Here is a 23410-nt window from a genome sequence, read left to right as displayed (position 1 = left end):
TGCTGGCCGGGGCCTTGGGACTTGGCGGGCCGGCCTTTGCCGCGCCGGGGCTGTACCAGTCCACCGATCAGTTCTCTCGTCTGGACCAGGCGGCCGGCGCCGCGACCACCGTCGTCAATAAGGATCAGTTCCAGGGAAACTGGAAGCAGTTCAAGGGCGAGGTCAAGAAGCAATGGGGTGAGTTGACGGACGACGACCTGATGCAGATCGAAGGCGACATGGACAAATTCGAAGGGAAGGTGCAGGAACGTTACGGCGACCGGAAGGAAGAAGTGAAGCGCTGGACGGACGAATGGTTTGAGAAGCGGAAACAGTCAGGGACGCAGTCCCGGTGAGAAGCGGGCGCTGTGTTCGCTCAAAGGGATTCATAACGGCAGAGAAAGGACGACACACATGAGGCAATGGATGTGGGGACCGGCGCTCGTTCTGGGAGCCGCGATCACAGTCATAACCCTGGGACCGTCGGCGCCAATCGCTTCGGCCGAGCCGATGTTTCAGCAAATGGAGTACGGCCCGTTCTCAATCGGAGGCCGGGCCACCTATTATGATCCGAAAGACGCCGACGGCAAGTGGTACGGCGGCGCTCAAGTGCGGGCTTATTTGGGCAACTATTTCGCGATCGAGGGGTCCGCGGATTATCGCCGGAATGATTTTGAGAATACGCGAGTCCATTCCTATCCGGTTCAGGTCTCGGCGCTGATCTATCCGCTCGGACATACCAGACTGGCTCCCTTCATACTGGGCGGAGGCGGCTGGTACTACACCTCCGTGAAGGGGCCGGGGGTTGACGACACGCAGAATCGGTTCGGCGCCCACGCCGGCGGGGGACTTCAGTTCATGCTCAGCCGCCATTTTTCAATCGACAGCACCTATCGCTATATCTGGCTGGAAAGTATCGAGTCGAAGAACGTGAGCCTGGACGACAAGAAGTTCAGTGACAACGGCCATATGATTACGGTCGGCTTGAACTTCCATTTCTGACCACGGTGTGCATGAGCGAGTCGCTCAACCCCCCGAGCGGCTCGTCCTCAGGGCAAGGGCGAAGCGCCTTTTCAACATGAGGGGCGTCTTCGCCCTTGTTGTGTGGAGGCAGATGCCGGCCGGCCTGTGAGGCCTATACAGCGCAAGAACCTATACAGCGCAAGAAAAGGAGGGGCTATGTCCACCGCACTGATCATCATTCTGGTACTGTTGTTGGTCGGCGCCCTTCCGGCTTGGCCATACAGCCGCTCGTGGGGCTATTATCCTGCCGGCGGCCTTGGCCTGGTCCTCATGCTCCTGGTGCTGTTGGTACTGCTCGGTCGAGTCTGAAAGACCCGGCGCTGCCCTCGGGTGGAGGGTTGTGATGAGCTTATGGGCGGCTGGTCCGGCCGAGGCGGAACCCGAGGAGAAAGACCATCAGAATCAACGCAGCCATCAGCGCATCCGAGCTCCTGACGGCCTGCCTCTTCACCTCCAACCTATCCCCGCCGACCCGCTTCCGTCGCACTTCTCTTTCCCCAGGTGCCGTCGATGTGGTCCCCCCGGGCAGGCCGGTAGAATCATGACGCAAGGCCTCCGCATTGGCGTAGAGATCCATAGGCGAGCCTTCGGTGTCGAACGCCTCGGATCGCGAGGATGGCAATTGATCAGGTGGCATGGCTCCTCCATGATTCATAGCTATCCTTCCTCCTGTTCCCTTATCCGATCACGCATGGATTGACCTCAGCGACCTGCGCCCCGTTCCCCATCCACTCTCCACTCTCTTCACTCTCTTCCACCTTGGGCTTGGGCCTTGCTGTTGAGTTTCAGCCTATCCCTGCGACCCGGAGCAGCGCCACTCGGCGTTCTCCTAGCACGCCTGCCAGTTTGAGAACCGCGTTCGTCCCCTCCGTGGCTCGGGGCAATCCATGGGGCGGCTAGGGGTTCAACCAGTAGGTTCTGTGAGGGCGGCGATTATAGTGAACCTCACACACTTGGAACCGGCATGCGCGGCGGCGCAGTCTGGTCGTTCACGTATCTCTCATCAAGGCCGAAGGAGGATTCACTCATGCGGGACAGCGGTCAAGACAGCCTGTTGACGTTTCTGGGAGGAATGGCGGTCGGTGCGATAGCCATGCTGTTGTTCGCGCCGGAGAGCGGGGCACAGCTCAGGCAACGGCTGGGCCGATACGCAAGGGAAGCCGGTGAGGAGTTGGCGGAGGAGGGAGCAGCCGCATGGGAACGGGGCAGGCAGGCGGTCGATTCCGCCGTCGAACGGGGAAAAGATTATGTTGAAGGCGCGCGTGAAACGATGCGCGACAAGGCCTCGGCCATCACTGATGAAATCGGGGACCGGTACGAGGAGATCCGGCAGGGGCGAGGCGCCAAATAGCCGGGCGCCCGCCCGTGCGGCCGCCTGGGCCTATCGCGTCTGAACCGGATCGCGGCCCGTTTCAACTTTTACACCGTTGTGCCAATCGGTCGAAAGGAGATCCTATGTCTCGCACATACCTGCGCATGGCGCTGATCTTTGGGTTGATCTGGGTGGGGACGGCCGAACCAGGTCATGCCTTGTTCGGCTTGGGAGATTCGGACAAGAAAGAATTGGCCGCTTCGGCGACGATCACCCTCCAGCAGGCGGTGGACAAGGCCGTGGGGAACGTCCCCGGGACCGTGGTCGAAGCCGAGTTGGAGAAACATGACGGGCGCGTCGTGTACGAAATCGAGATCATCGACGAGCAGGGGAAGGAGTGCGAGGTGTTGATCGATGCCAAGACCGGAGAAACTCTTAAGATCAAGCGGGATTGAGAGGCCGATGTGCCAAATGCGCAGTTCACTTTCATGAGAGCGAGGAGGGCCTGACCATGTTGAGCTGGGCCGTGACCTTTTTGGTGGTCGCCATTATTGCCGGTATCGTCGGATTGAGCGGAGTGGCCGGCACGGCGACCAATATCGCCTACGTGTTGTTCGTGCTCTTCCTGATCTTCTCGATCGTCGGAATGTTCATGGGGCGGCGACCACCGGCGTAACGAACGAGCGCGCCGCGCGTGCCGACACGCGCGGCGCGCGCAAGCCGGCGCCTGCCGGGGATGGAAATAGAACCTCGGGCTCCCGGCAGGCGCGGTGCACCGGCGGCATTCCTACCTGCGTTGTAACTCGTCTTGGTTTCTGTACTGCCAACCATCCATCGATCTTCGCGGTCGCCTTGAGTTTTCAGCCTTCCCGGGAACGGCCTGTCTCTGTCTTGATAAGAGAATGCCGTCATCTGACCGGGGCCTCTCCGTTCATCATGTGATCCACCTGGTCCTAGCCCGCATTATTCGTGAACGCTTCTACTGCAACCGCCGATACGCCGCTGCGACGAGCCAGCATGCGAAGTCGGAGGCAAAGGGCCTCTCCGCCGCGACATGATCGAGCGCGGCGGCTCAAGCGAAGCTTGGTATGGCGGGCAGGCTCGCCCCTCAAGGCCTCGACATACTGTTTCAAGTATGCCTCGGCCTCTTGGGGCTCCGCGTGGGGGTACCCATTGCTCTTCTCCCTGCAATGGGTCCCACGCCCGGCGTCTTCGGGTACCCGTTGCTCTGGATATGCAACGGGTGCAACGTCAAGAACCGTCATGAATAATGCGGGCTAGGGTATTTAAGAGTGGCGGTCCGGGGCCTGTTCCTCGCAGAATGAGCGGGAACCGACGGCTGGAGCACCTCAACCGGATCACGGAGGACAGTACGGTGAGGGCAAACGACTCGTCCACAGGCGTGGTGAGCCATGCGGCGCCGATCCGAGTGGTGATCGCCGATGACCACCGACTCGTCAGGCAGGAATTGCGGAACATCCTGGAGGAGACGGAGGATATTCAATTGGTCGGCGAGGCGGTTGATGGATGCCAGGCCGTGGAACTGGCCGGGACGCTGACGCCGGATGTCGTGCTCATGGATATCAACATGCCGCGCATGGACGGAGTAGAGGCGACTCGTGTGATCCGCCATCGCTATCCCTCGGTTCAGGTCGTCGGCCTCTCGGTGAATGCCGCGCACTTTGCCGAGGCCTTGCGATGGGCCGGAGCGGTCGCGGTGCTCAATAAGGATGGCGACCATGCCCGCCTCATCGAAGCCATCCGATCGATTCGCCCGACTCGCAATTAGGACAGGCCCACATCCTCCGTTCTCTTCGAAGCCCTCGAGTCTAACCTATCCCGACTAGTTCTTTCATTTCTCCGATCCAGGGTCCGGCTTCCTATGGGCTTGGGTGTTCCCCAGGGAGGCCCCCGGCGGTCTGGTGCTATAACGAGGCCAGTCAAGGAAGGAGCATGTGATCAAGCCGCTTGAGCGGGATTTGGCAAAGCCGGCCAAATCAGTGGCCGATCAGCTTGGATTTCCACTCCACTGTTCATCATGAGGAGGAAGTGATGGCGACATTCACGGCGGCTCCGATGTTCCGTGTCAACCGATCGACCAGGGGCAGAACAACCGAGCAGGCGGCGGCCAGCAAAGAAGCGCAATGGCTGGAGTCGATCCTCCGGTCCAGGCAATGTCCTCGATGTCAGGGCTTTCTGGTCGGCGATCTCTGCTACGACATCGACGACGACCAGGGCCAGCGGTGGTTCTCGGCCTTGCGGTGCGTGCAGTGCGGGGACGTGCTCGATCCGATCATTGCGCGGAATCGCTTGGCCGTGCTCGGGCGACGCCGGGCGGACGAGGGGGAAGCCTTTACCGCCACCGCCGAGTTCGAGGACGAGGCGCCATTGCTTCGGGTTTCGGCGTAAGCCAGACCGGGACAGAATCGGGAAGTAGGTAGCACTGCACCGCCAAGGGGGGAGGCGGCGGGATGGTTGGATCGGCGTGGCGACGGCTGTTTCTTGTCATTGGGATCATTGGACTGTTGGAATTCTCGGCGCGGCCGGCCTGCTGGGCGGCGCCGGAGGCGGCTCCGCCAAACGCGCCCGGCACCACGGACGAGTTCTTCTTTGACGAGCGCCTCAATGAGGGACTTCCGGCCGTCAAGAACCCGCCGAGCCTTCGAACTCCACGGGTCGCGCTGAAACATTTTCTCTCCTCGGCCGGACAAGGAGAGTTTGACCGAGCCGGCCTGGCGCTCAACCTCGCGCCGGTTCCTCCGAAGGATCGCACCCGTCTGGCGCCCTATCTGGCCGAACACCTCTATTACGTCCTCAACAAGAAACCCTGGATCAACTGGCGGACCATTTCGGATCGGGACGACGGCCAGCTCGACGCGGAGCGCAATCCCAATCATCCGGCCGCCGGCAGGCCGAGGCGCAGCATCGCGATCGCGACGATCCCTCTCGACAATTGGGATGTCGAGATCAGGCTGGAACGATTCAAGCCGGCCCGCGGCGAGCCGGTGTGGCTGTTCTCTCCCGGCACAGTCGAGAAGATCGATGACCTCTACAAGGAGCACGGCCCGGGCCCGTTGATCTATTCGCTGCCGCCGCAGGTGCGGGCCCGTCTGGTGAGTGGGGATGTCGATTGGCAGACGGGGCTGTTGCTGCTGCTGATCGTGAACGGCGCCGCGGCCGGCTGGCTCGTCAGGCGGCTGATTCTTTGGGGGCGGGGCCGCTGTCGCAGTCACACCCTGTGCGGCCTGGCTGATCGCATCGCCGCTCCCATCGCGTTGCTGAGCGGCGCCCTGGCGTTCTATTACCTCGGCTTCGTGAGGCTCTCGCTGTCCGGGCCGATCTTTGCGACCGTCGGTCCGCTGCTCTCGATCCTCGTGATCGCTTCCACGACCTGGCTGGGGACCCGCAGCATCGGCTTCCTCGCCGATACCTACACCCAGCCCTATTTGGACAAGATCGGCCAGGAGGTGTCGGTGACGGCCAAGCGCCGGCTCACGCTCGTCTCAGTCGCGCGGCGGCTCATGATCTTCCTGGCCGTGCTGGGGTCGATCGTCCTGGCGGTCGAGGAGGTCCACCTGTTCGACAACTGGTCCACCTCCGTGCTGGCGTCCGCCGGCATCGTCAGCGTCATCCTCGGGGTGGCGGCGCACAATGTGCTCGGCAACGTGATGGCGGGCATCCAGATCGCGATCACCCAGCCGGCCCGGATCGGGGACAGCGTCGTGTTCGAAGGCCATTGGGGCTATATCGAGGACATCACCTATACGTCGGTGACCATCCGCCGATGGGACGCCAAGCGCGTGATCGTGCCGGTGTCCTATTTTATCAGCCATCCATTCGAGAACTGGTCCATGAAAGAGTCTCATATCCTGACCACCGTCGTCCTGTACGTGGATTACGGGATCGACATCGATGTGCTGCGGGCCAAGGTCGGCGACGTGCTCTCGTCCTCGCCGGCCTGGGACCGGCATGTCGGGCCCTCGTTGCAGGTGACGGATCTTACGGAGCAATGCATGGAGCTGCGGGTGCTCTGCAGCGCGAAAGACGGTCCCTCCGCCTGGGACCTGCAATGCCACCTCCGGGAAGAGTTGATCGAATTCGTGCGCACGCTGGAGCAGGGACGCTATCTGCCGAAACAGCGGCTATCGATCGATCCGCCGCCGGCCCCGCGTGCCGCGGCGTCCGAGCAAGGCGTCGATGCCGTCCCGCGCCCTTCGGGCCGGCCTTGACCCTGTCTTGACCGGCGGACTGTTCATAGCTCCTTCGACCAGAACACAAACATGCCATGGCTGCCGTATTGCCGCTCGCCGCCCGGGTCGCGGATCATCCCGAAGTTGTACGCATAGCTGAACTCGATTTGCGAACGCCAGGGGGCGCCGCTGATGACCCCCCCGCCCAGCGACGGCAACTGATCCATGCTCATGCGGACCGCGCCACCGTCGGCGAACCGCGGCCGTTCGACCAGTCCCCAGGTGCCCCTGACGTAGGGATACAGGAAAAAGAGGACCTCGTACCGATAGGTGAGGGTGGTGACAAGGTACCGCCTTGGAAACAGCTCATTGAACGCGACGCCGGGCAGCAACGGGAGAGCGAGGGCTTCCCATTCATATCCGGTCGGGCGGCCGGGAAGCCGGAAGGAGGAGAAGCGATCCTGATCCTTCCCGATGCCCGCGTACAGGGCTGACACGAGCCGGTGCCGCTCGCTGTCGACGAACGGAACGCCGCCCGCCGCTACGGCAAAAGCCGTGGCCGTCAGATAGCTGCGCTCCTTGCGCACGTCCGGATCGTCGAACGCTACGCCGCCCCACTCCTCCCAACGGGAGCGGTTGGCATAGACGAAATCGCCTCCGAACGCGAAGCCTCGATGGGGAAGTTCCATCAGGTTGCGGATCATGCCGTCGGCGCGCATCCGAAACCGGACGCGGCCTTCGTAGGTGTCGGTGGGGACTTTGAATTGCGGCGACGCTTCTTGTTTGCCCTTGAACCAGAGGTAGCCCGGTTCGTAGGTCAGGGAGAGTTCGATGGCGTTGTCCTGGTACCAGGGCTTGAGGCCGGTGCGATAGGCCACTCCGATGCCGCCATAGATCTGGTTCCATTCCACCTCGACATCGCGGATCCGTTGTCCCTCCACATATTCGGCCCTTCCCAGCGGGATGATAATGCTGTCGAAGGTCAGCAGGAGTTCCCAGCCCTTGAGCCACCGGGAGCCGAAATTGAAATTGATGTCGTTGAAGACGCCGGCGAAGGCCCCGCGCAGGCGGCGCCGCTCATGATCCCAATTGCGCCAGACGAACAGCGAGCCGAACGGCAGGACCTCCAGTTCGCTGGGGCCGTTGATGATCCACTGCACGCCGAAGTTGGCGGCGGTCACGCTGCGGCGGTCCCTGGGAGGCACGTAGATCTGTTGGCCGAACAGGGTGGCCTCATAGGGCTCTCCAGCCACTCCGGTCGGAGGCTCCTCCGCCCGGCCCGCCCACGCAAGGGCGAGCAGGAAGGCTGTCGCGGCGAGACAAATTAAACCGGCACCACACAGGGTACGTAATAGGCTCACAATCGGCAGGATCTCAGCACGATTTAGGGGCAAAGGCCGGACAAGCAAGACCGGTTGGGGCCGTCCTGGGCTTCGAGGCGGGCACGTAACTGGGCCAATTGAAACCGCAGAGCCGGAGGAGCTCCGGCCACGAGCCGATCCGCCTCTTCCAGAAGCAGGGCCGCTTCCTTATGCCGGCCCTGCTCGAAGTAGTGGGAGGCGAGGGTGTGCAGCGCATAGGGGCGGAACGAGGCCGAGCCTTCCATGGCCCGTCGAGCCAAAACCTCGATCTCGTTCAGATGGGAGCCTTGCGCGAGATAGACCATGGCGAGGTTGTTGTTGGCACCCGGATGGCGGGCGTCCAAGTCGAGAACCGACCGGTAGTGCTGTCCAGCTTCGGCCAACGCGCCTGCTTCGTAGGCCAAATTTCCCAATTCCATATGAGCGGAGACATTCCGCGGATCACGGTCGAGGGCTTTCTGGAATTCATTCGTCGCGAGTGGACGAAGATCCTTGGCGAGATACGCCTGTCCGAGCGCAAGGTGTTCCTCGGAAGTCAACGGATCATGGGTGATGAGGGGCCGCGGCATCCACGAACAGGCCGGGGTAAGGAGCAACACAAGCGCGGCAAGGAGCGAAAGCCGACGATGGATCACAAGCCTGTGCTCCCTTTTCGCCCGGGAAGGACGGTCTCGGTCGAACTCCGCCCGGGACGCACCGTCAACATCCAGTTTCCGGCACCGGCCCAGTCACGGAGAAAGGCGGCATAGGGAAAAACACGGTTGGGCCTGGTTCCCGAGTGGGCGATGATGCGGGCGTGGTCCTCGTCGAACCCGGTGACCAGTACATAATGGCCGATGGGGAGCCAGCCGGTTCCAAGGTTCAACTGGACGATGACCGGCCGTCCTGCCGTGATCTCCACTTGCAGGTCCGGCATGGTCCCGCGAACCAGTTGCGCGATAAACCCCCGGTCGGCGGCCGCCTGCCGGAGATCGAAGGGCAGGGTCCCGCGCAGGCTCCGGTCATACACCTCCGCAGCTAGATTGGCCTGACTCACCGACGACCCCCAGTACGACAAGGATTGCGGCCAGGGTGGCCGGGCCACATTCGTCTCCATCGTCCGCGAAAAACGGCACTCCGGCGATCCATGTTGTGCTGGTAGTTGCCCATGGGATCGGCGAAGACTCGCCGGTGCCCGCACAGCCGGAACTCAACCAGGCCGACAGGATCACTGCAACCATCCGTCCTCCAAACCCAATCTGAAAGGCCTTGGCACTCATGGCCGATCACGAACAGCGATCAGACTAGAATGACGATGATGACCGCAACCAAGATAATCAACAGGACCGTGAGAATGGTCCCGAGCACGTGATCGATGCCGCCGGGGAACAACTGGTCGATCTGGGAAGCCAACAGATGAAGCTGCGCGTCGGACAGCCGATTCAACCGATTCTGCGCCTCCTCGGCGGATAAGCCGAGGTCCTCCAGCCGTTGCTTGACGATCTTCATTTCCAAGATCTTCTGGACCTTCTCCAGATCTCTCGTGCGCAGGTCTTCGGCGGGTAACGATTCAACGGTCCCATCCCGATCAACGGTTCCATCCCGACGGATATCCTCCGTGGACGCGGGCTGCGGGGACTCATATCGAGCGGGATCTGCCGGAACAAGCGCGGCCAGGCCGCTCGAAACATCAAGCGCCGTCAAGACCAGCGACAACGCGAGGAGCGAAAGAGACGACAGTCCGAACCGAGCGGCCTGTAACATATCGACTTCTCCTTATTTGATCGTCGTCTGGATCTATCCTGGAATCGCCAGATGACGAAATGAAACTCAATGTGCGAATGCGCGAAGGTACGTAGCCAATACAGTTTCTTGTACGCCGCGGCGCCGCCCGACGAACCTAGGAGCAACCCTGGTGCCGGGAAGGGGCGCCGGCTCTAATCGGATGTCTTGCCGGGGGTCTTGCCAGTGCTTCCCGGGAGCCGGGTGCGGTACGGTGAGGCATTCTGCCGAGAGGAGGGGCTTATGACGCGCGAGGTTGGTCTGCAATCATGGCTGGAACCGCGGCGGGCGGTGATGAGGCGTCCGAGGAGGCGGGGATCCGTTCGGCCGGCCCCCGTCCAGCCTGATCCATCGCCCTTTCCGCCTGAGCCTCAACCTGATCCGTTTCCTCCCCCCAACCCGACGCCCGATCCGCCCTTGCCGGACCCGACGCCTCCCCCGGTCAAGCCGCCGATTCCGCAACTGGGGCCGGCGGCGCGCCGCCCGGACCGATCAGCAGCACGAGCGGCTACTCCGCCCTGGGATGCTGTTGGACCGGTGCGGCCGCTGCCGGTCGATCCTCCGCGGACTTCTCGGCGCAACGCGTCAGGTTATAGGCGGTATTGATAAGCGAGATATGGGAGAGGGCCTGGGGAAAGTTTCCGAGTTGGCGGCCGGAGACGGGATCGTATTCTTCGGCCAGGAGGCCGACATCGTTCCGGATGTCGAGCAGGCGGGCGAAGAGATCAAGGGCACGTTTCTGGTGGCCCATCAGGGCGAGGTTGTCGGCCAACCAGAACGTGCAGGTCAGGAACGAGCCTTCCCCGGGCGGCAACCCATCGACCGAGGGCTGGGGCTCGTAACGTTTGACGAATCCGTGCTCGACCAGCTCCTGCTCGATCCGCTTCACCGTGGCGACCATGCGCGGGTCCGTGGCGGGCAAAAAGCCGACCAGCGGGATCATGAGGGCGCTGGCGTCCACCTGTGCGGCGCCGTAATACTGCATGAAGGCGCCCCGCTCAGGATCGTACCCCTCGCGACAGACCTGCTCATGGATGCGGTGCCGCACGGCCTTCCATCGGTCCAACGGGCCGGACCGTCCGAATCGCTCGATGGCCTTGATCGCACGGTCTACCCCGACCCAGGCCATGACCTTGGAATGCGTGAAATGGCGGCGCGGCCCGCGTACTTCCCAGATGCCTTCATCGGGGCGTTCCCAGGCCGATTCGAGAAATTCCAGCAGTTGTCGCTGAAACTCCCAGGCCATTTCGTTCGGCTCGATGCCGCTGCGCCTGGCGATGTGGGCCGAGTCCATGATCTCGCCATAGACGTCGAGTTGAAACTGTTGGGAGGCGGCGTTTCCGACCCTGACCGGGGCCGAGCCTTCGTATCCCGGCAGCCAGTCCAGGTTGTATTCGAGGAGCCGGCGCTCGCCTGATAATCCGTACATGATCTGCAACTCGGATGGATTGCCCGCGGCGGCCCGCAACAGCCATTCGCGCCAGGCGCGGGCCTCGTCCTGGTAGCCGGCCAACAGGAGGGCGTAGAGGGTAAAGGTGGCGTCGCGCACCCAGCAGTAGCGGTAATCCCAATTGCGGACCCCGCCGATCCATTCGGGCAGCGAGGTGGTCACGGCGGCCACGATCCCGCCGGTCGGCGCGTAGGTCAAGGCTTTGAGCGTGATCAAGGATCGCAGCACGGCTTCGCGCCAGGGGCCCTGATAGGTGCAGCGGCCGGACCAACCGCGCCACCAGGTTTCCGTCTCGGCCAAAGCCCGGCGGGCATCGATCCGCTCGGGCGGCGCTCCGTGAGACGGACGCCAGGTCAGCACGAACGGGATCTCCTGTCCTTCTGTCACCGTGAACTCGGCGACGGTGGAGAATCCCTTGCCTTCGAGCTTGATGTCGGTCCGGAGATCGAGTGCATCGGGGCCGGCCAGCGCTTCCAGGAGACCGTCTCGCCTTCTGACCCAGGGCACGACCCATCCGTAATCGAAGCGGATGATCAGCTCCATGGCCATGCGGACCTGGCCCTTGATGCCGACGACCAACCGAATCAGGTCGATGTTCGTGTCGTGCGGCGGCATCCAATCGATAACGGTGGCCGTCCCGCCCTCGGTCCGGTACTCCGTTTCCAGGATCAAGGTGCCGTCTCGATAACGGCGGCTGGTCTTCCGTACCTCGTCCTTGGGCGCCAGCAGCCAGCGCCCGTTGTCCTGAGTTCCGAGCAATGCGGCGAAACAGGCGGCGGAATCGAAACGGGGGACGCAGTACCAGTCGATCGAGCCGTCCCGTCCGACAAGGGCGGCCGTGTGGGTATCGCCGATCAGCGCGTAGTCTTCAATTCGAGAGGCCATGGAGAGCAGGATGCCTCACCGGCCCGATGGATTTCAAACTGATTCCGCTGCTGATCGGGAAGCGTGAAGGATGGGAGTACGACAGGGAAAGCGGGATTAGGGGTGAAAGGAAGTCAGCCGACGAAGTCGGGATTCAGGCGATTCATGGAGCGGACGCCGGTGGCTTTGATTTCGTTGTAGACGATCGCGCGGCCAGACTGGCGCATGCGGCTGAAGATGCCTTCGACGATGACCAGATCGCCCTCGCGAACTTCCGCCTGTCCCAGCGCGACGACCTTGACCGTGCCGGCCTGGTCCTTGATCAGGAACCCGTACGCGGGCTTGCCGTCGCGGGTGGTGGCCAGTTGAAAGTTGCTGACTTGGCCCGCGATGATCACGGTCTGGTGATCATATTGCTCCGGATGGCTGATGAGCTCCGCGATCTCCAACACGTTGGCGGCGATCAGAAACGGAGGAAACAGGCTGAGGAAAAATCCGAATAGACCGGCGAGAATCGTGGCGGTCATCGGCGGTGCAGGTCGCGTCACGGCTGATCCTTGGGTGAGATTATACCGCAGAACCTTCTATGAGAAAACGGTCGATGAAAAAGAAGTTTGGACGAGAGTGGATCACCGGCGGGAGGGTTCTCAAGGGCCCGGTTCTTGGGCGGATCGAACCTCGCCGAACATGCTGTTCAACACGTGCTGCGTCATTTCGTTGATTTCGATCTTTTCCGGAGCCGGCGGAGGCAGTTCGCCCGGCGCCAGCTTCGGCTGCGGCGAGACCAGGGCGAGCAGCTCGTCTTCGAGCGCCTCTCGGCTCTGATCGGCTTCCGCCAAAACCGCGCAAAGCTTTTGCAACCCGAAGACCGACCAGCCTTCTTCGGCATGGACCGCGTTCGAGCTGCCTCCTTTCCCCAGCGAGAGCCAGAACTTGGTTTGGGCATCTTCGGGAAGACGGTTCGCGACGAACGCCTGGAGCTTCACCATAAAGGCGTCTTCCGTCTGCTCCAGCCCGTCGTAGTGGGCCAAGGACCGTTCAACAGGCCGCTTGGATAGGACCGTAAAAGTCTCTTTCCAGAGATCGACGGGTCCTTGCGCCTGAGCCTGCGGCAAGGCGCCCGCCGCGGACAACTTGCTCTGTAAGGCTTGGGTGTAGGTGCTGAGAAACTTGACCTTCCGAGCCATCAGCGCGCCGGCGGGGATTCCCCAGATATGGCCGATCTCATGGTCCTGCAGGGGAGCGCGAGAGATGGTCTGCAGTTCCCGTTCCGCAATTTCCAGTTGCCGGCGCTCCCGATCAATCCGGCGCACAAGGAATTGCAATTCGAGGCAGAGGCGGGCTTTCCGGTAGGATTCCTCCTCGATCTCATCCCGGTCCCACTGCTGGTCAAGTGAACGCAGTGCCGGTTTGGGCACCATGGCCCTCGCCTCGCGCTTCAGCTCTTCCAGCCGCTCTGCGGGCACTTCGAAGCGCGTGCGCAAAAGATCGGCCGCCGCCGCGAGCTTGGCGCTGTTCAGTTGAATGAGCTTCTGGAGGCCTTCCACCTGGAGCCAGGCCCGTTCGCGCTTGATCCGCACATACCGCCGATATTGGGCGGCACGATCAACGACCGCCTGGATCTTCTCCTTCGAGATGACCGGGACCACCAATTTCTTGCCGGACACCATCCGGGAATCCGGCTGATCGGAGGCTATGAACTCGCAGTCTTCCTGGGTCACATCGAAGTAGGGCAGGAGCAACAGCCGCAGCATGATGCGCCCCTGAACGGGGAGCGCCGCGATTGTGGATTCGATCAGGTCAAACGTCAAAGTGGCATTCATGGTTGACCCGGTGTTAGGCGGAACCGCTCGCCAGGGATTCGATGTAGGTTGCGACATACTCCCGTATTTCCTGCACCGTTCCGGTGCTGTACAGCTCGCGGGGAACATCGACCCGCACCAGCTTGGCCGGATCGATCCCCTGATCCAGCGCGTACTCCTCATCGACATACAAGCTCACGGAACCGTCGGGGTAGCGGACGGCGTAGAGGGGTTCGCTGTTGCTCATGCTGAGGTCACCCTGCGATCGATCCAGCCATTCACCAATAACATAGCCTCCAAAAGGCTGTCAAAGAGGCGGAAACCCTGCTCATCAGACGAAACGATCCCGCCTCCAGAGGATATAGCCGGTGAAGAGCAGCAGGGTCACGAACATGACCGTTCGAATCCTCCCATAGCCGAAACAGACATAGTTCACCATGGCGCTAATGAGTTGGTAGGCGGCGTAGACTAAATAGAAGACCAGGGCCCACCGGCGCAAGCGCACGAAGCCGTATCCGATCAACAGATGGGAGGGGGGAGACTGGGCCTTGGCGGCCAGGCCGAGCCACCCGGTCGGTTTGGAGCAGAAGACCGGCAGCGCATAGTCCGGATTCACCACAATGATATAGAGGTCCATGAAGGCGGAAAGAAAAAAGAGCGCGCCGAGGTAGCGGAGGTCGTGTCCCTCCGACCAGGCCTGCTTGAGCGAATGGATCAGGGTGCGGCGGCCGGCCGGCCGCCCATCGTCGCCGAAAGAGGCGTCGTAGGCCTGCAAGGCCCACCAGGGCAGCACGATCAACATGAAATAGAAGATCTCGGCGCTCAAGTCGGTCATGCGGCCGAGTCCGTGCCCGATCAGAATCAGCAGCAGGGTGACGGCGATGATCCAGAGCCCCTGTCGGGGCCGTCCCAGCCGGACTTGGCCCAGACCGGGGAGGAAACCGGACAGGAGGACGGGCAGCCAGGCAGGGGGAGGAGAGGAAGGAACCGAAGACGAAGCGGGAGGCGTCTCGCTCATGCGTTCATGTCCCGAAGCTCAGCGGCAGATCGACGAGGCAGAAAACAGAAGCGGCCTTCGGAAGCGCTTCCGAAGGCCGCTTGACGGACCCTATTCTCGCACCTCGCTCAGCCGCCCAAGGTGTCGAGCGCTTCCTTGAGACTCTTGCGGATGCAGGTGAAGATCGGCGTGTCCCGAAGGGTGTAACGGCTGCCCTCTGTTTCCCGCAACGCCATCACGAGATCCAAGAAATCTTCGGGCTTGTCCGATTCGAAGGCCACGACCCACTCCTGATCGTCGAGGCCGAAGCTGTAGGTGGTGTTCAGTTTCACGGAGGGAAACCGGTGCCCCACTTCGATATGCTCATCCATCATGCCCTGGCGGGCCGCTTTGGTCAGCAGGAACCACTCGCGGGTCTTCAGGAACGGATACACAAAGATGTACTTGCTCCGCCCCGGGATGATCGTCAGCCGCTTGCTCTCCTGGCCCTCGTGCGAATGGTTGTCCACATAGATCGACCGTTTGGTCATGGATAAGTAGGAATAGGGCGTGGACAGGTATTTCCCGAGCCCGCTGGCCATGATCTTCGTCGACATTTCCTGGAACAGTTCCATTTCGTAGGAAATGCGCCAGAGCATGATGTCCGTTTCCGGCCTGATGCCTACGGTGCTGTAGGCGATGACGATGACTTTCCCTTGGTATTCTTCGATGGCCCGGATGAACTCCTGCTTGCCGCGGGTCCGCTCATCTTCCGACAGGCGGCGCCAGGCGGGATCAACCTTGTAAAAGATGAAGTTGCAGAATTGCCGCCGCTGGGGCTGTTGGGATTGCTGTTGCTGTTCAGGGCCTGCCATTACCGTCCTCCGTCGAATCGCATGCTTGACTCATGTGCCTGCAAGTGCGCACGTGTAGCACTTCTTTTGCGATATTGTCAACCGCGTCAGCCGGGTCGGACCGCCCGTTGACAGGCGGGCGCGCCCATTTGATACTGCGGGCCGTGATCGCGCGGGACAGACAGCGGATACAAGGGCTGGTATCTGTTCATCGTCGGCCCGGTCTGCGCCGAATCCTCCCATGGGAGATGGGCCTCACCTTGGCCCTTTTGGGATTCTCCGGGCTCTGTGTCGAGCCAGGTCTCGCCATCCAGATCGACCCGAGCGCCACCGCCATCGAAGCGGCCATGCAGCGGGGCAAGGAGGCGGCCCAGGAGCGCCTGCCGCCGGATCGGCTCTATGCCTGGTTCGGCAGCGATCGGGACCTGGAGCCCCGCGGCTTTCTGCTGAGCAAACTGGTCGGCATCACCGTGATGACCTCCCACTTCGCCCTGCGAGGGGAGACCCCGAGCCGGTCCGACATCGACCAGATCCTCGCTGAAAAAACGTTCCTGGTCACGGTGCACCTGTTCGGCGACCGTCCCGATTTCGCCCGTGACACCTATGTCGTCATGGACCAGGGAGGCAAGACCGTGAAGCCGCAGCATGTGCGGTTCGACGGCCAGGCCGCCCGCACGTCCGTCTGGCCGAAGGCCCCGGCCTATCGCGCCAAGGTCGTGGCCTCCTTCAACTATGCCGATCTCGATCCGCTCGCCAAGACGCGACTCCTCGTCTACCCGGCCCGCGGTGGAGAGGTAACCTTTGACTTGGACTTTGCCCGCATCGATTGACCGAACGCATCGCGGGCGAAATCGGATGGCGGATCGCCTGCGGAGTTCCACGTGATCGGTAAGCCGCCGGCTTCCTTCGCGGAAATCATCGCCATCGGATCGGAGCTCCTGCTCGGCGGCCGCCTGGACAGCAATTCCTTGTTTCTCACCGAGGCGTTGGCGAGGGAAGGGGTCGAAGTCCGATATAAGTCCGTGGTCGGCGATGCGGTCCGGGATATCGCCCGCGCGATCGGGACGGCGGCGCGCCGGGCGCGTTGGATCGTCGTGACCGGCGGCCTCGGGCCCACCAGCGACGATTGCACGAGGGAGGCGGTCTCGTTCGTGACCAAGCGGCCCCTGCAAGTCCGGGCGGAAGCGCTCCGGCAGATGACGGAGCGGCTGGCCACATGGAACCGGGTCCCGAACGACGCGCAGCTCCGCCAGGCGCTGATTCCGCGCGGCGCGCTGGTCCTGGCCAATCCGGTCGGGTCCGCTCCGGGGTTTGCGGTCCGTCACGGGCAGGCGCTCATTGCGGCGCTTCCGGGGGTGCCGGCCGAGGCGCAGCAGATGTTTGAGACTTCGGTGGTCCCGCTGATCCGGGCAAAACTGAAGGCCGGCAAGGAGGCTCGCCCGGCCGTTCGTATTATCCGGCGCCTGTTTCACACCTTCGGCCTTCCGGAATCGGAGGTGCAGGCCAAGATCGCGCACCTGTTACCCCCAGGGAGCCCGATTCGATTGGGGATCTACGCGTCTCCCCTGGGAGTGAGCGTCTCGCTGACGGTGATCCATGAGGGACGGGGCCGTTCGCCCGCCTCCTCTTCTTCTATAGATAGAGGCCGATCGGTTGGGGAGGAAGCGGTCGAACGGACGCTTGGCGCGATGCGCGATCAGCTTGCGCCGTTCGTCTACGCCGACGAGGCGGACACGATGGAATCGGTCGTCGGAAGACTTCTGTCTCAACAGTCGCTCACCCTGGCGGTGGCGGAATCCTGCACCGGCGGATTGATCGGTCATCGCCTGACGCAGGTGCCGGGCTCCTCCGACTATTTCGAAGGCGGCGTGATCTGCTACAGCAATCGGATGAAGCAGGATTGGCTCGCCGTGCCGGAGCCGTTGCTTCGGCAGCATGGGGCGGTCAGCGCCGAGGTCGCGGCAGCGATGGCCCGTGGTATCCGGGCCCGAAGCGGAGCCTCGCTCGGCCTCAGCATCACAGGGATTGCCGGACCGGGCGGAGCGACGCCCGGCAAGCCGGTGGGGCTGGTCTATATCGGATTGGCAACCCCGGACGGACAGGCGCAGGCCAAAGAGTTTCGTTTTCATGGGACAAGGGACATGATCAAGCTCCGTTCTTCACAGGCCGCCCTGGATCGCGTGAGACGATGGCTGTTGGAACGAAGGCCGACATGATCCGCGCGTTTCTCGCCGTCGAACTCACGGACGACCTCCGCCGCTCGGTCGCGCTCGTACAACAAGAGGTCCGACGGCGGATCGAGGGAGCCGGGCGCCGGGGTTCGCGCATCACCTGGGTGAAGCCTGCCGCGTTGCACCTGACGATCAAGTTTCTTGGCGACACGGGCGAACAGATGGTGGAGTCCTTGCGGGAGGCCCTCACGCAGGCCCTCGGAGGACGGCGCGAGTTGTCGGTGCCGCTGGAACGGGTCGGCGGGTTCCCGCGGGCGCAAAGCCCTCGCGTGCTCTGGGTCGGGCCGGGAGAAGAATGGGAACGGAGCGAGGACTGTGCCGAGGCCGTCGCCTGGCAGCGTTCGGTCGATGAAGGATGCCGGCCGTTCGGGTTTGCTCCGGAGACCAAGTCATTCAGTCCGCACCTGACCATCGCGCGAATCAAAGAAGGGGAGCGTCAGGTAGGGCAGGCCTTGGCGAACAGTGGCCTGCTGGATCGGCCGTTGGAGATGGGGCACTTGGTCTTGAACGGTCTTTCGCTCATCAAGAGCGAATTGCGGCCGGAGGGGCCGTCGTATACCAAACTCTGGGCCGTTCAGGTCGGCGAGAGGTCCGGTTCAGCCGAGGGCCGATAGCAGGAGGAGCATGATGCCGTTGATCGGTGTCAATCGACGAGTCACCTGTCTGTGGTTGTTCATGATGGTCATTTCGTCGGGCTGCGCGCAGCCGGAACGACCCTGGTCCGGCGCCTCTGCGGACGGGCGCGTCACTGCCGCTCGCGCAAGCCTGGCCGACGGGGTGGCGACGGTGAGCTACTGGCGGGACGTGAAGCCGATTTTGGAGCGTCGCTGTGTCGTCTGCCACGGCTGTTATGATGCCCCCTGCCAATTGAACCTCGGCGCGCCTCAAGGTATTGAGCGGGGAGCGCACAAGAAAAAGGTTTACGACGCCTCTCGCCTGCTGGCGGTGGAGCCGACCAGGCTGTTTGAAGATGGAGCATCGGAAGCAGACTGGCGCAAGAAAGGGTTCTTTTCCGTCCTCAATCCGCCGGCCGACGGCAACACCCAGGCTCGGCAGGCCGGCGTCCTGGCGCAGATGCTGGCGTTGAAGCGCCAACATCCACTTCCCACCGTGGCTCCATTGCCGGCCTTGTTCGATTTCTCGCTGGATCGCCCGCAACAGTGCCCGACCCGCGAGGAGTTCGGCGACTATGCCCGCCTACATCCGCTCTGGGGCATGCCCTATGGATTGCCGGGGCTGACCGGCCAGGAGCATGACCTGCTGATGCGCTGGTTGGACGAGGGCGCTCCGTATGGTGAATTTGATCCTTTGCCGAACGGCTATGCGGAGCGGATCGCCGAATGGGAAGCCTTTCTCAACGGCGATTCGCTCAAGCAACAGGCGATGAGCCGCTACCTGTACGAGCATCTCTCCCTCACGAGCCTGTACTTTGACGACCTGCCGCACCGGCAGTTCTTCCGCCTGGTCCGGTCGCGCACGCCGCCGGGCAAACCGATCGACTTCATCTCCACGCGCCGGCCGTACGACGATCCCGGGGTCGAGCGGGTCTACTATCGGCTCGACCCCATGAGGGTGAGCGCGCTGTCCAAGACTCACATGCCCTACGAGCTGAGCCATGCGCGCCGGACACGTTGGACGGAATTATTCCTGGACGTACGCTATGAGGTCCGCTCGCTGCCGGTCTATCATCCGGATGTCGCCTCTAACCCCTTCATCGTCTACCGGGACCTGCCGGTGTCCTCACGCTACCGCTTTCTGCTCGATGACGCCCAGACCTTCGTGATGCAGTTCATCAAGGGGCCGGTGTGCCGGGGCCAGGTCGCCTTGAGCGTGATCGAAGAGCGGTTCTGGATCTTCTTTCTCGACCCGGACAGCTCGCTGCTCGAAGCGAACGCCGAATTCCTGGCGCGAGAAAGCAAGCACCTGCGCCTGCCGACATCCGAGCAAGTGAGCCCGTTAGGGGTCCTCTCCTGGTTGGAGTATTCGCGTTTGCAGAAAGCGTTTCTCAAGGCCAAGCAACGGTACCTGGAAGAGAACCGGGCGCAGGCCGAAGTCGAGGGGCTGAAGTTTATCTGGAACGGAGACGGGCAGAACCCAAGCGCGGCGCTGACGGTCTTGCGGCACCAGGACAGCGCCAGCGTGGTGAAAGGGTTGATCGGACGCGATCCGAAGACCGCCTGGCTCGTCAGCTACCAACTTCTGGAGCGGATTCACTATCTGCTGGTGGCCGGGTTCGATGTGTTCGGCAATGTGGGGCACCAATTGGATACGCGCATGTACATGGACTTTCTGCGGATGGAGGCCGAGTTCAATTTTTTAGTGATGTTGCCGAAAGAAGTCCGCGAAAAGGAACGGGATCTATGGTATCGACAGGCGCATCAATCGGTCAAGGACTATGTCTACGGTGCCCATATCGATTTTCCCTACGAGAGTGGCATCGAATACCGCACCGCCGATCCCAAAGCCGAGCTGTTCGAGTTGTTGCGTACACGCCTGGGTGGCGCGCTCGATCGCCGGCACGATCTTGCGTTGGAGCCAGACGCGGGCCTTCACCGGTCGCTCGACGTCCTGACGCATGCCCGGGGACGGAGCCTGTCCTGGATGCCGGAGGTGGCGTTTCTGTTGGTGACGGACGGCAGGGAATCCCACGCGCCGCCGTCCCTCTACACCGTGATTCACGATGCGGGTCTCAGCAACATCGCCGCGCTCTTCGATGAGGAGAAGCGGCGTCTGCCCGAGGAAGACGCGCTCACGGTAGCGCGGGGACTGATCGGCGCCTATCCGAATGCGTTCTATCGGGTGGATCGGGCCGGCCTGCCGGACTTCGTCAAGGCCGTCATGGAGCTGGCTGGCGAGGAGGATTACCGCCGGCTGGCCGAACGCTTCGCCGTCCGGCGGACCGACGCCTCCTTTTGGGAGCACAGCGATCTGCTCCACCGCCTGTACTTCGAGCTTTCCCCCATCGAAGCCGGCCTTTTCGACTATAACCGTTTGGAGAATCGGTAGGGAGCGAGATCCCGTTCGCGGCCCTGCGATTCTATACCGATGGATTCACGTATTGCGAGATCCCGCTTGGCGGACGATGGCGGAGCCGTAAGAAAGGCTCGAGGTTAACGATCAACGCAAGGTCGATTTGGCCGTCGAGACCACACTGTTCACCATCTTCTCCATCGTGCCGATGGTGCGGCCCAGCACCTTGCCGACGGCGGCGCCGGTCTTGCGGGCGGTCTTCCTGGTCTTGCCGCTGACGCCCGACGCCGCTTTCTTGGCGCGGGTCATGACCCGAGAAGCTTTCTTCGCCTGTTTTTTTGTCACGCGCGCGACCTTCGTCGTCACGGCGCGCTTGGCCGCGGCAGCGGAGCGGGAGACTTGTTTTCGAGCCCGTGCAACCTTCTTTGCGACAGCCATGGATGCTCCTTTCTCACGTAGGTGGCGTTAACACCCTTACTAACACAGGGTTCGATCGCAGCATAGCAAGTCCCTCCTGGCTGTACAAGGCGCAGGGAGGCACGAGGTGCTCTATCAGTGGCGCTCGTGCACAGCAGGCAGCGCCGCCTTGGACTCTTCCGGACAGGCGCTGGTATGATCAGCGCTGAAAGCCATGCCGCCCTTCAAACTGGAAGCGCCCTTTCATCCCTGCGGGGACCAAGGCCAGGCGATCGAGAAACTCGTCGCCGGCATCGAGAAGAAGACCAAGCACCAAGTCTTGCTCGGTGTCACCGGCTCCGGCAAGACCTTTACGATCGCCAACCTGGTCGCGCGGGTGCAGAAGCCCACGCTGGTGCTGGTCCACAACAAGACGCTCGCGGCCCAGCTCTATCAGGAGTTCAAGCAGTTCTTGCCCCACAATGCCGTCGAGTATTTCGTCAGCTACTATGATTACTACCAGCCGGAAGCCTATATCCCCCAGACCGACACCTACATCGCCAAGGACGCGTCAATCAACGACGCGATCGACCAGATGCGCCATGCTGCGACCACCTCGCTGTTGCAGCGCAACGATGTGCTGATCGTCTCCTCCGTCTCCTGCATTTACGGCCTCGGCTCGCCGGAGGTCTACCACGGCATGTTGCTCTATCTGGAGGAGGGGATGGAGATCCGACGGGAAAAAATCCTTTCGAAGCTGGTGGAAATTCAGTACCAGCGGAACGACATGGATTTCCATCGCGGCACGTTCCGGGCGAGAGGAGACGTCGTCGAGATCTTTCCCGCCTCCTCCGATGCGATCTCCGTCCGCATCGAACTGTTCGGCGATACGGTGGACGCCATCCATCAGATCGATCCGCTGACAGGGAAGTCGCTCGCGCGGCTGCCGAAGGTGCCGATCTATCCCAACACCCACTACTTGATCGCGCCGGATCGTTATGAGCGGGCGATCACCGGGATCGAGGAAGAGTTGGACGCGCGCATCGCCGCCTTCAAGAAAGAGGGCAAGCTGCTGGAGGCGCAGCGCATCGAGCAACGGACCAAGTTCGACCTCGAAATGATCCGGGCCATGGGCTATTGCCACGGGATCGAGAACTATTCGCGACACCTCAGCGGGCGCATGCCCGGCGAGCCGCCTCCGACCCTGTTGGATTATTTTCCGAAAGACTTCCTGTTGGTCGTGGACGAGTCGCACGTGACGGTGCCGCAGGTGCAGGGGATGTATGAGGGGGACTATTCCCGGAAGAAGACGCTGGTGGAGTATGGCTTCCGCCTGCCCTCGGCAGTGGACAACCGGCCGCTCAAGTTCCCGGAGTTCGAACGGTTCATCAACCAGGTCGTGTACGTATCGGCGACGCCCGGCCCGTACGAACTCAAACATGCGGAGGGGCAGGTGGTGGAGCAGATCATCAGGCCGACCGGCCTGACGGACCCGGTCATGGAGGTGCGGCCTGCCAAAGGTCAGGTCGATGACTTGCTTGCCGAGGTGAGAAAAGAGGCGGCGAAGGGCAACCGGGTGTTGGTCACGACCCTGACCAAGCGGATGGCCGAGGACCTGACCGAGTACTACCACGAGCTGGGGGTGAAGGTGCGGTACCTGCATTCCGACATCAAGACGTTGGAGCGGGCCGAAATCATCCGAGATCTGCGGCTCGGGGTATTCGACGTCCTGGTCGGGATCAATCTGCTCCGGGAAGGGTTGGATCTCCCCGAGGTCAGTCTGGTGGCGATCCTGGATGCGGACAAAGAGGGCTATCTCCGGTCGCACCGGTCGCTGATTCAAACGGCGGGACGCGCAGCCCGGAATGTGGAGGGCCGGGTGATTCTCTATGGCGAGGGGGTGACGGAGTCCATGCGTCTCGCGATCGAGGAGACGGCGAGGCGGCGACGCATCCAGGAGGAATACAACCAGGCCCATGGGATCACGCCCGAAACGGTCAAAAAGCTGGTGCCGGAACTGGAATACCGAACGGCCGAGGCCGATTATGTGCAGCTTGAGCTGGTGGCCGAGCCGGCGACCGGCTATGGCAAGATCGGGACGGTGGAGGAACTGATTCAACGATTGGAAGGCGAGATGAAGGCGGCGGCCAAGCAATTGGAGTTCGAGCGGGCGGCGGCGCTCCGCGATCGCATCAGGCTGTTGAGGTTGAAGGCACTGGAAGTCCAGACGTGAGCGCCCAG

At 62.3% G+C, this 23410-nt stretch carries 25 protein-coding genes; 14 read left to right on the top strand and 11 right to left on the bottom strand.

Annotated features, from left to right (window positions below):
- The first annotated feature begins 80 nt into the window (after window positions 1-80).
- The 9 genes from QWI75_RS15480 to QWI75_RS15440 all read left to right on the top strand — a co-directional run bounded on the left by QWI75_RS15480 (window position 81) and on the right by QWI75_RS15440 (window position 6543).
- Window positions 81-335, top strand: coding sequence for a CsbD family protein (locus QWI75_RS15480; RefSeq protein WP_289271655.1), 255 nt, complete (start codon window positions 81-83; stop codon window positions 333-335).
- 58 nt (window positions 336-393) lie between these two features.
- The gene (locus QWI75_RS15475; protein ID WP_289269484.1) at window positions 394-981 is read left to right on the top strand and encodes a porin family protein; all 588 of its coding nucleotides are present in this window, start codon (window positions 394-396) and stop codon (window positions 979-981) included.
- Window positions 982-1158: 177 nt separating this feature from the next.
- Window positions 1159-1311, top strand: coding sequence for a DUF3309 family protein (locus QWI75_RS15470; RefSeq protein ID WP_289269483.1), 153 nt, complete (start codon window positions 1159-1161; stop codon window positions 1309-1311).
- A 718-nt stretch (window positions 1312-2029) separates the two neighbouring features.
- Window positions 2030-2353, top strand: coding sequence for a YtxH domain-containing protein (locus QWI75_RS15465; protein ID WP_289269482.1), 324 nt, complete (start codon window positions 2030-2032; stop codon window positions 2351-2353).
- Window positions 2354-2457: 104 nt separating this feature from the next.
- On the top strand, window positions 2458-2769 hold the full coding sequence (locus QWI75_RS15460) for a PepSY domain-containing protein (RefSeq protein ID WP_289269481.1): 312 nt from the start codon (window positions 2458-2460) through the stop codon (window positions 2767-2769).
- Window positions 2770-2825: 56 nt separating this feature from the next.
- The gene (locus QWI75_RS15455) at window positions 2826-2990 is read left to right on the top strand and encodes a DUF1328 domain-containing protein (RefSeq protein WP_289269480.1); all 165 of its coding nucleotides are present in this window, start codon (window positions 2826-2828) and stop codon (window positions 2988-2990) included.
- A 699-nt stretch (window positions 2991-3689) separates the two neighbouring features.
- Entirely contained in the window at window positions 3690-4103 is a 414-nt protein-coding gene (locus tag QWI75_RS15450; protein WP_289269479.1) for a response regulator, read from the top strand.
- A gap of 263 nt (window positions 4104-4366) precedes the next feature.
- On the top strand, window positions 4367-4723 hold the full coding sequence (locus tag QWI75_RS15445) for a hypothetical protein (RefSeq protein WP_289269478.1): 357 nt from the start codon (window positions 4367-4369) through the stop codon (window positions 4721-4723).
- 62 nt (window positions 4724-4785) lie between these two features.
- Window positions 4786-6543, top strand: a complete 1758-nt coding sequence (locus QWI75_RS15440) for a mechanosensitive ion channel family protein (RefSeq protein ID WP_289269477.1) — start codon at window positions 4786-4788, stop codon at window positions 6541-6543.
- A 23-nt stretch (window positions 6544-6566) separates the two neighbouring features.
- Here QWI75_RS15440 and QWI75_RS15435 read toward each other — a convergent pair whose 3' ends face one another.
- The 10 genes from QWI75_RS15435 to QWI75_RS15390 form a co-directional block, all read right to left on the bottom strand.
- Window positions 6567-7757, bottom strand: a complete 1191-nt coding sequence (locus QWI75_RS15435; protein ID WP_289269476.1) for a hypothetical protein — start codon at window positions 7755-7757, stop codon at window positions 6567-6569.
- Between the two features lie 131 nt (window positions 7758-7888).
- On the bottom strand, window positions 7889-8500 hold the full coding sequence (locus QWI75_RS15430; protein WP_289269475.1) for a tetratricopeptide repeat protein: 612 nt from the start codon (window positions 8498-8500) through the stop codon (window positions 7889-7891).
- A complete protein-coding gene (locus tag QWI75_RS15425; protein WP_289269474.1) occupies window positions 8497-8949 on the bottom strand; it encodes a C39 family peptidase in 453 nt (150 codons plus the stop codon). The genes QWI75_RS15430 and QWI75_RS15425 overlap by 4 nt, the downstream gene beginning before the upstream one ends.
- Window positions 8950-9143: 194 nt before the next feature.
- Window positions 9144-9608: a PA2779 family protein gene (locus tag QWI75_RS15420; RefSeq protein ID WP_289269473.1), complete on the bottom strand. Its 465-nt coding sequence runs from the start codon at window positions 9606-9608 to the stop codon at window positions 9144-9146.
- Between the two features lie 526 nt (window positions 9609-10134).
- The gene (locus QWI75_RS15415; protein WP_289269472.1) at window positions 10135-11961 is read right to left on the bottom strand and encodes a glycoside hydrolase family 15 protein; all 1827 of its coding nucleotides are present in this window, start codon (window positions 11959-11961) and stop codon (window positions 10135-10137) included.
- A gap of 113 nt (window positions 11962-12074) precedes the next feature.
- Window positions 12075-12488, bottom strand: a complete 414-nt coding sequence (locus QWI75_RS15410) for a DNA polymerase III subunit alpha (RefSeq protein WP_289269471.1) — start codon at window positions 12486-12488, stop codon at window positions 12075-12077.
- A 99-nt stretch (window positions 12489-12587) separates the two neighbouring features.
- Entirely contained in the window at window positions 12588-13763 is a 1176-nt protein-coding gene (locus tag QWI75_RS15405) for a hypothetical protein (protein WP_289269470.1), read from the bottom strand.
- 13 nt (window positions 13764-13776) lie between these two features.
- Entirely contained in the window at window positions 13777-13989 is a 213-nt protein-coding gene (locus tag QWI75_RS15400) for a hypothetical protein (protein WP_289269469.1), read from the bottom strand.
- A gap of 84 nt (window positions 13990-14073) precedes the next feature.
- On the bottom strand, window positions 14074-14760 hold the full coding sequence (locus tag QWI75_RS15395) for a hypothetical protein (RefSeq protein WP_289269468.1): 687 nt from the start codon (window positions 14758-14760) through the stop codon (window positions 14074-14076).
- 107 nt (window positions 14761-14867) lie between these two features.
- On the bottom strand, window positions 14868-15593 hold the full coding sequence (locus tag QWI75_RS15390) for a chlorite dismutase family protein (RefSeq protein ID WP_289269467.1): 726 nt from the start codon (window positions 15591-15593) through the stop codon (window positions 14868-14870).
- 227 nt (window positions 15594-15820) lie between these two features.
- Here QWI75_RS15390 and QWI75_RS15385 point away from each other — a divergent pair, with 227 nt between their 5' ends.
- The 4 genes from QWI75_RS15385 to QWI75_RS15370 are packed head-to-tail and all read left to right on the top strand — an operon-like array spanning window position 15821 to window position 20809.
- A complete protein-coding gene (locus tag QWI75_RS15385; protein ID WP_289269466.1) occupies window positions 15821-16402 on the top strand; it encodes a hypothetical protein in 582 nt (193 codons plus the stop codon).
- Between the two features lie 51 nt (window positions 16403-16453).
- The gene (locus QWI75_RS15380) at window positions 16454-17788 is read left to right on the top strand and encodes a competence/damage-inducible protein A (RefSeq protein WP_289269465.1); all 1335 of its coding nucleotides are present in this window, start codon (window positions 16454-16456) and stop codon (window positions 17786-17788) included.
- Entirely contained in the window at window positions 17761-18417 is a 657-nt protein-coding gene (thpR, locus tag QWI75_RS15375; RefSeq protein ID WP_289269464.1) for an RNA 2',3'-cyclic phosphodiesterase, read from the top strand. Before QWI75_RS15380 ends, thpR begins: the two co-directional genes overlap by 28 nt.
- A 10-nt stretch (window positions 18418-18427) precedes the next feature.
- Complete coding sequence (locus QWI75_RS15370; RefSeq protein WP_289269463.1) at window positions 18428-20809, top strand: fatty acid cis/trans isomerase; 2382 nt, start codon at window positions 18428-18430, stop codon at window positions 20807-20809.
- 111 nt (window positions 20810-20920) lie between these two features.
- Here QWI75_RS15370 and QWI75_RS15365 read toward each other — a convergent pair whose 3' ends face one another.
- Complete coding sequence (locus QWI75_RS15365; RefSeq protein WP_289269462.1) at window positions 20921-21211, bottom strand: hypothetical protein; 291 nt, start codon at window positions 21209-21211, stop codon at window positions 20921-20923.
- 193 nt (window positions 21212-21404) lie between these two features.
- Here QWI75_RS15365 and uvrB point away from each other — a divergent pair, with 193 nt between their 5' ends.
- Window positions 21405-23402 (top strand): excinuclease ABC subunit UvrB, encoded by a 1998-nt coding sequence (gene uvrB / locus QWI75_RS15360; protein WP_289269461.1) that lies wholly within the window; start codon window positions 21405-21407, stop codon window positions 23400-23402.
- Window positions 23403-23410: the final 8 nt, after the last annotated feature.

The sequence above is a fragment of the Nitrospira tepida genome, assembly GCF_947241125.1.
GTDB lineage: Bacteria > Nitrospirota > Nitrospiria > Nitrospirales > Nitrospiraceae > Nitrospira_G > Nitrospira_G tepida.
Note: the sequence above shows the minus strand (reverse complement) of the source record. Positions and strands in the feature narration are given on the sequence as shown.

What these genes read in the sequence shown, in the direction of transcription:
- QWI75_RS15475 (WP_289269484.1), top strand. Translation starts at nt 394, where the DNA reads ATGAGGCAATGGATGTGGGGACCGGCGCTCGTTCTGGGAGCCGCGATC.
- QWI75_RS15470 (WP_289269483.1), top strand. Translation starts at nt 1,159, where the DNA reads ATGTCCACCGCACTGATCATCATTCTGGTACTGTTGTTGGTCGGCGCC.
- QWI75_RS15465 (WP_289269482.1), top strand. Translation starts at nt 2,030, where the DNA reads ATGCGGGACAGCGGTCAAGACAGCCTGTTGACGTTTCTGGGAGGAATG.
- QWI75_RS15460 (WP_289269481.1), top strand. Translation starts at nt 2,458, where the DNA reads ATGTCTCGCACATACCTGCGCATGGCGCTGATCTTTGGGTTGATCTGG.
- QWI75_RS15455 (WP_289269480.1), top strand. Translation starts at nt 2,826, where the DNA reads ATGTTGAGCTGGGCCGTGACCTTTTTGGTGGTCGCCATTATTGCCGGT.
- QWI75_RS15445 (WP_289269478.1), top strand. Translation starts at nt 4,367, where the DNA reads ATGGCGACATTCACGGCGGCTCCGATGTTCCGTGTCAACCGATCGACC.
- QWI75_RS15440 (WP_289269477.1), top strand. Translation starts at nt 4,786, where the DNA reads ATGGTTGGATCGGCGTGGCGACGGCTGTTTCTTGTCATTGGGATCATT.
- QWI75_RS15420 (WP_289269473.1), bottom strand. Translation starts at nt 9,608, where the DNA reads ATGTTACAGGCCGCTCGGTTCGGACTGTCGTCTCTTTCGCTCCTCGCG.
- QWI75_RS15415 (WP_289269472.1), bottom strand. Translation starts at nt 11,961, where the DNA reads ATGGCCTCTCGAATTGAAGACTACGCGCTGATCGGCGATACCCACACG.
- QWI75_RS15405 (WP_289269470.1), bottom strand. Translation starts at nt 13,763, where the DNA reads ATGAATGCCACTTTGACGTTTGACCTGATCGAATCCACAATCGCGGCG.
- QWI75_RS15400 (WP_289269469.1), bottom strand. Translation starts at nt 13,989, where the DNA reads ATGAGCAACAGCGAACCCCTCTACGCCGTCCGCTACCCCGACGGTTCC.
- QWI75_RS15395 (WP_289269468.1), bottom strand. Translation starts at nt 14,760, where the DNA reads ATGAGCGAGACGCCTCCCGCTTCGTCTTCGGTTCCTTCCTCTCCTCCC.
- QWI75_RS15390 (WP_289269467.1), bottom strand. Translation starts at nt 15,593, where the DNA reads ATGGCAGGCCCTGAACAGCAACAGCAATCCCAACAGCCCCAGCGGCGG.
- QWI75_RS15385 (WP_289269466.1), top strand. Translation starts at nt 15,821, where the DNA reads ATGGGCCTCACCTTGGCCCTTTTGGGATTCTCCGGGCTCTGTGTCGAG.
- thpR (WP_289269464.1), top strand. Translation starts at nt 17,761, where the DNA reads ATGGCTGTTGGAACGAAGGCCGACATGATCCGCGCGTTTCTCGCCGTC.
- QWI75_RS15370 (WP_289269463.1), top strand. Translation starts at nt 18,428, where the DNA reads ATGATGCCGTTGATCGGTGTCAATCGACGAGTCACCTGTCTGTGGTTG.
- QWI75_RS15365 (WP_289269462.1), bottom strand. Translation starts at nt 21,211, where the DNA reads ATGGCTGTCGCAAAGAAGGTTGCACGGGCTCGAAAACAAGTCTCCCGC.
- uvrB (WP_289269461.1), top strand. Translation starts at nt 21,405, where the DNA reads ATGCCGCCCTTCAAACTGGAAGCGCCCTTTCATCCCTGCGGGGACCAA.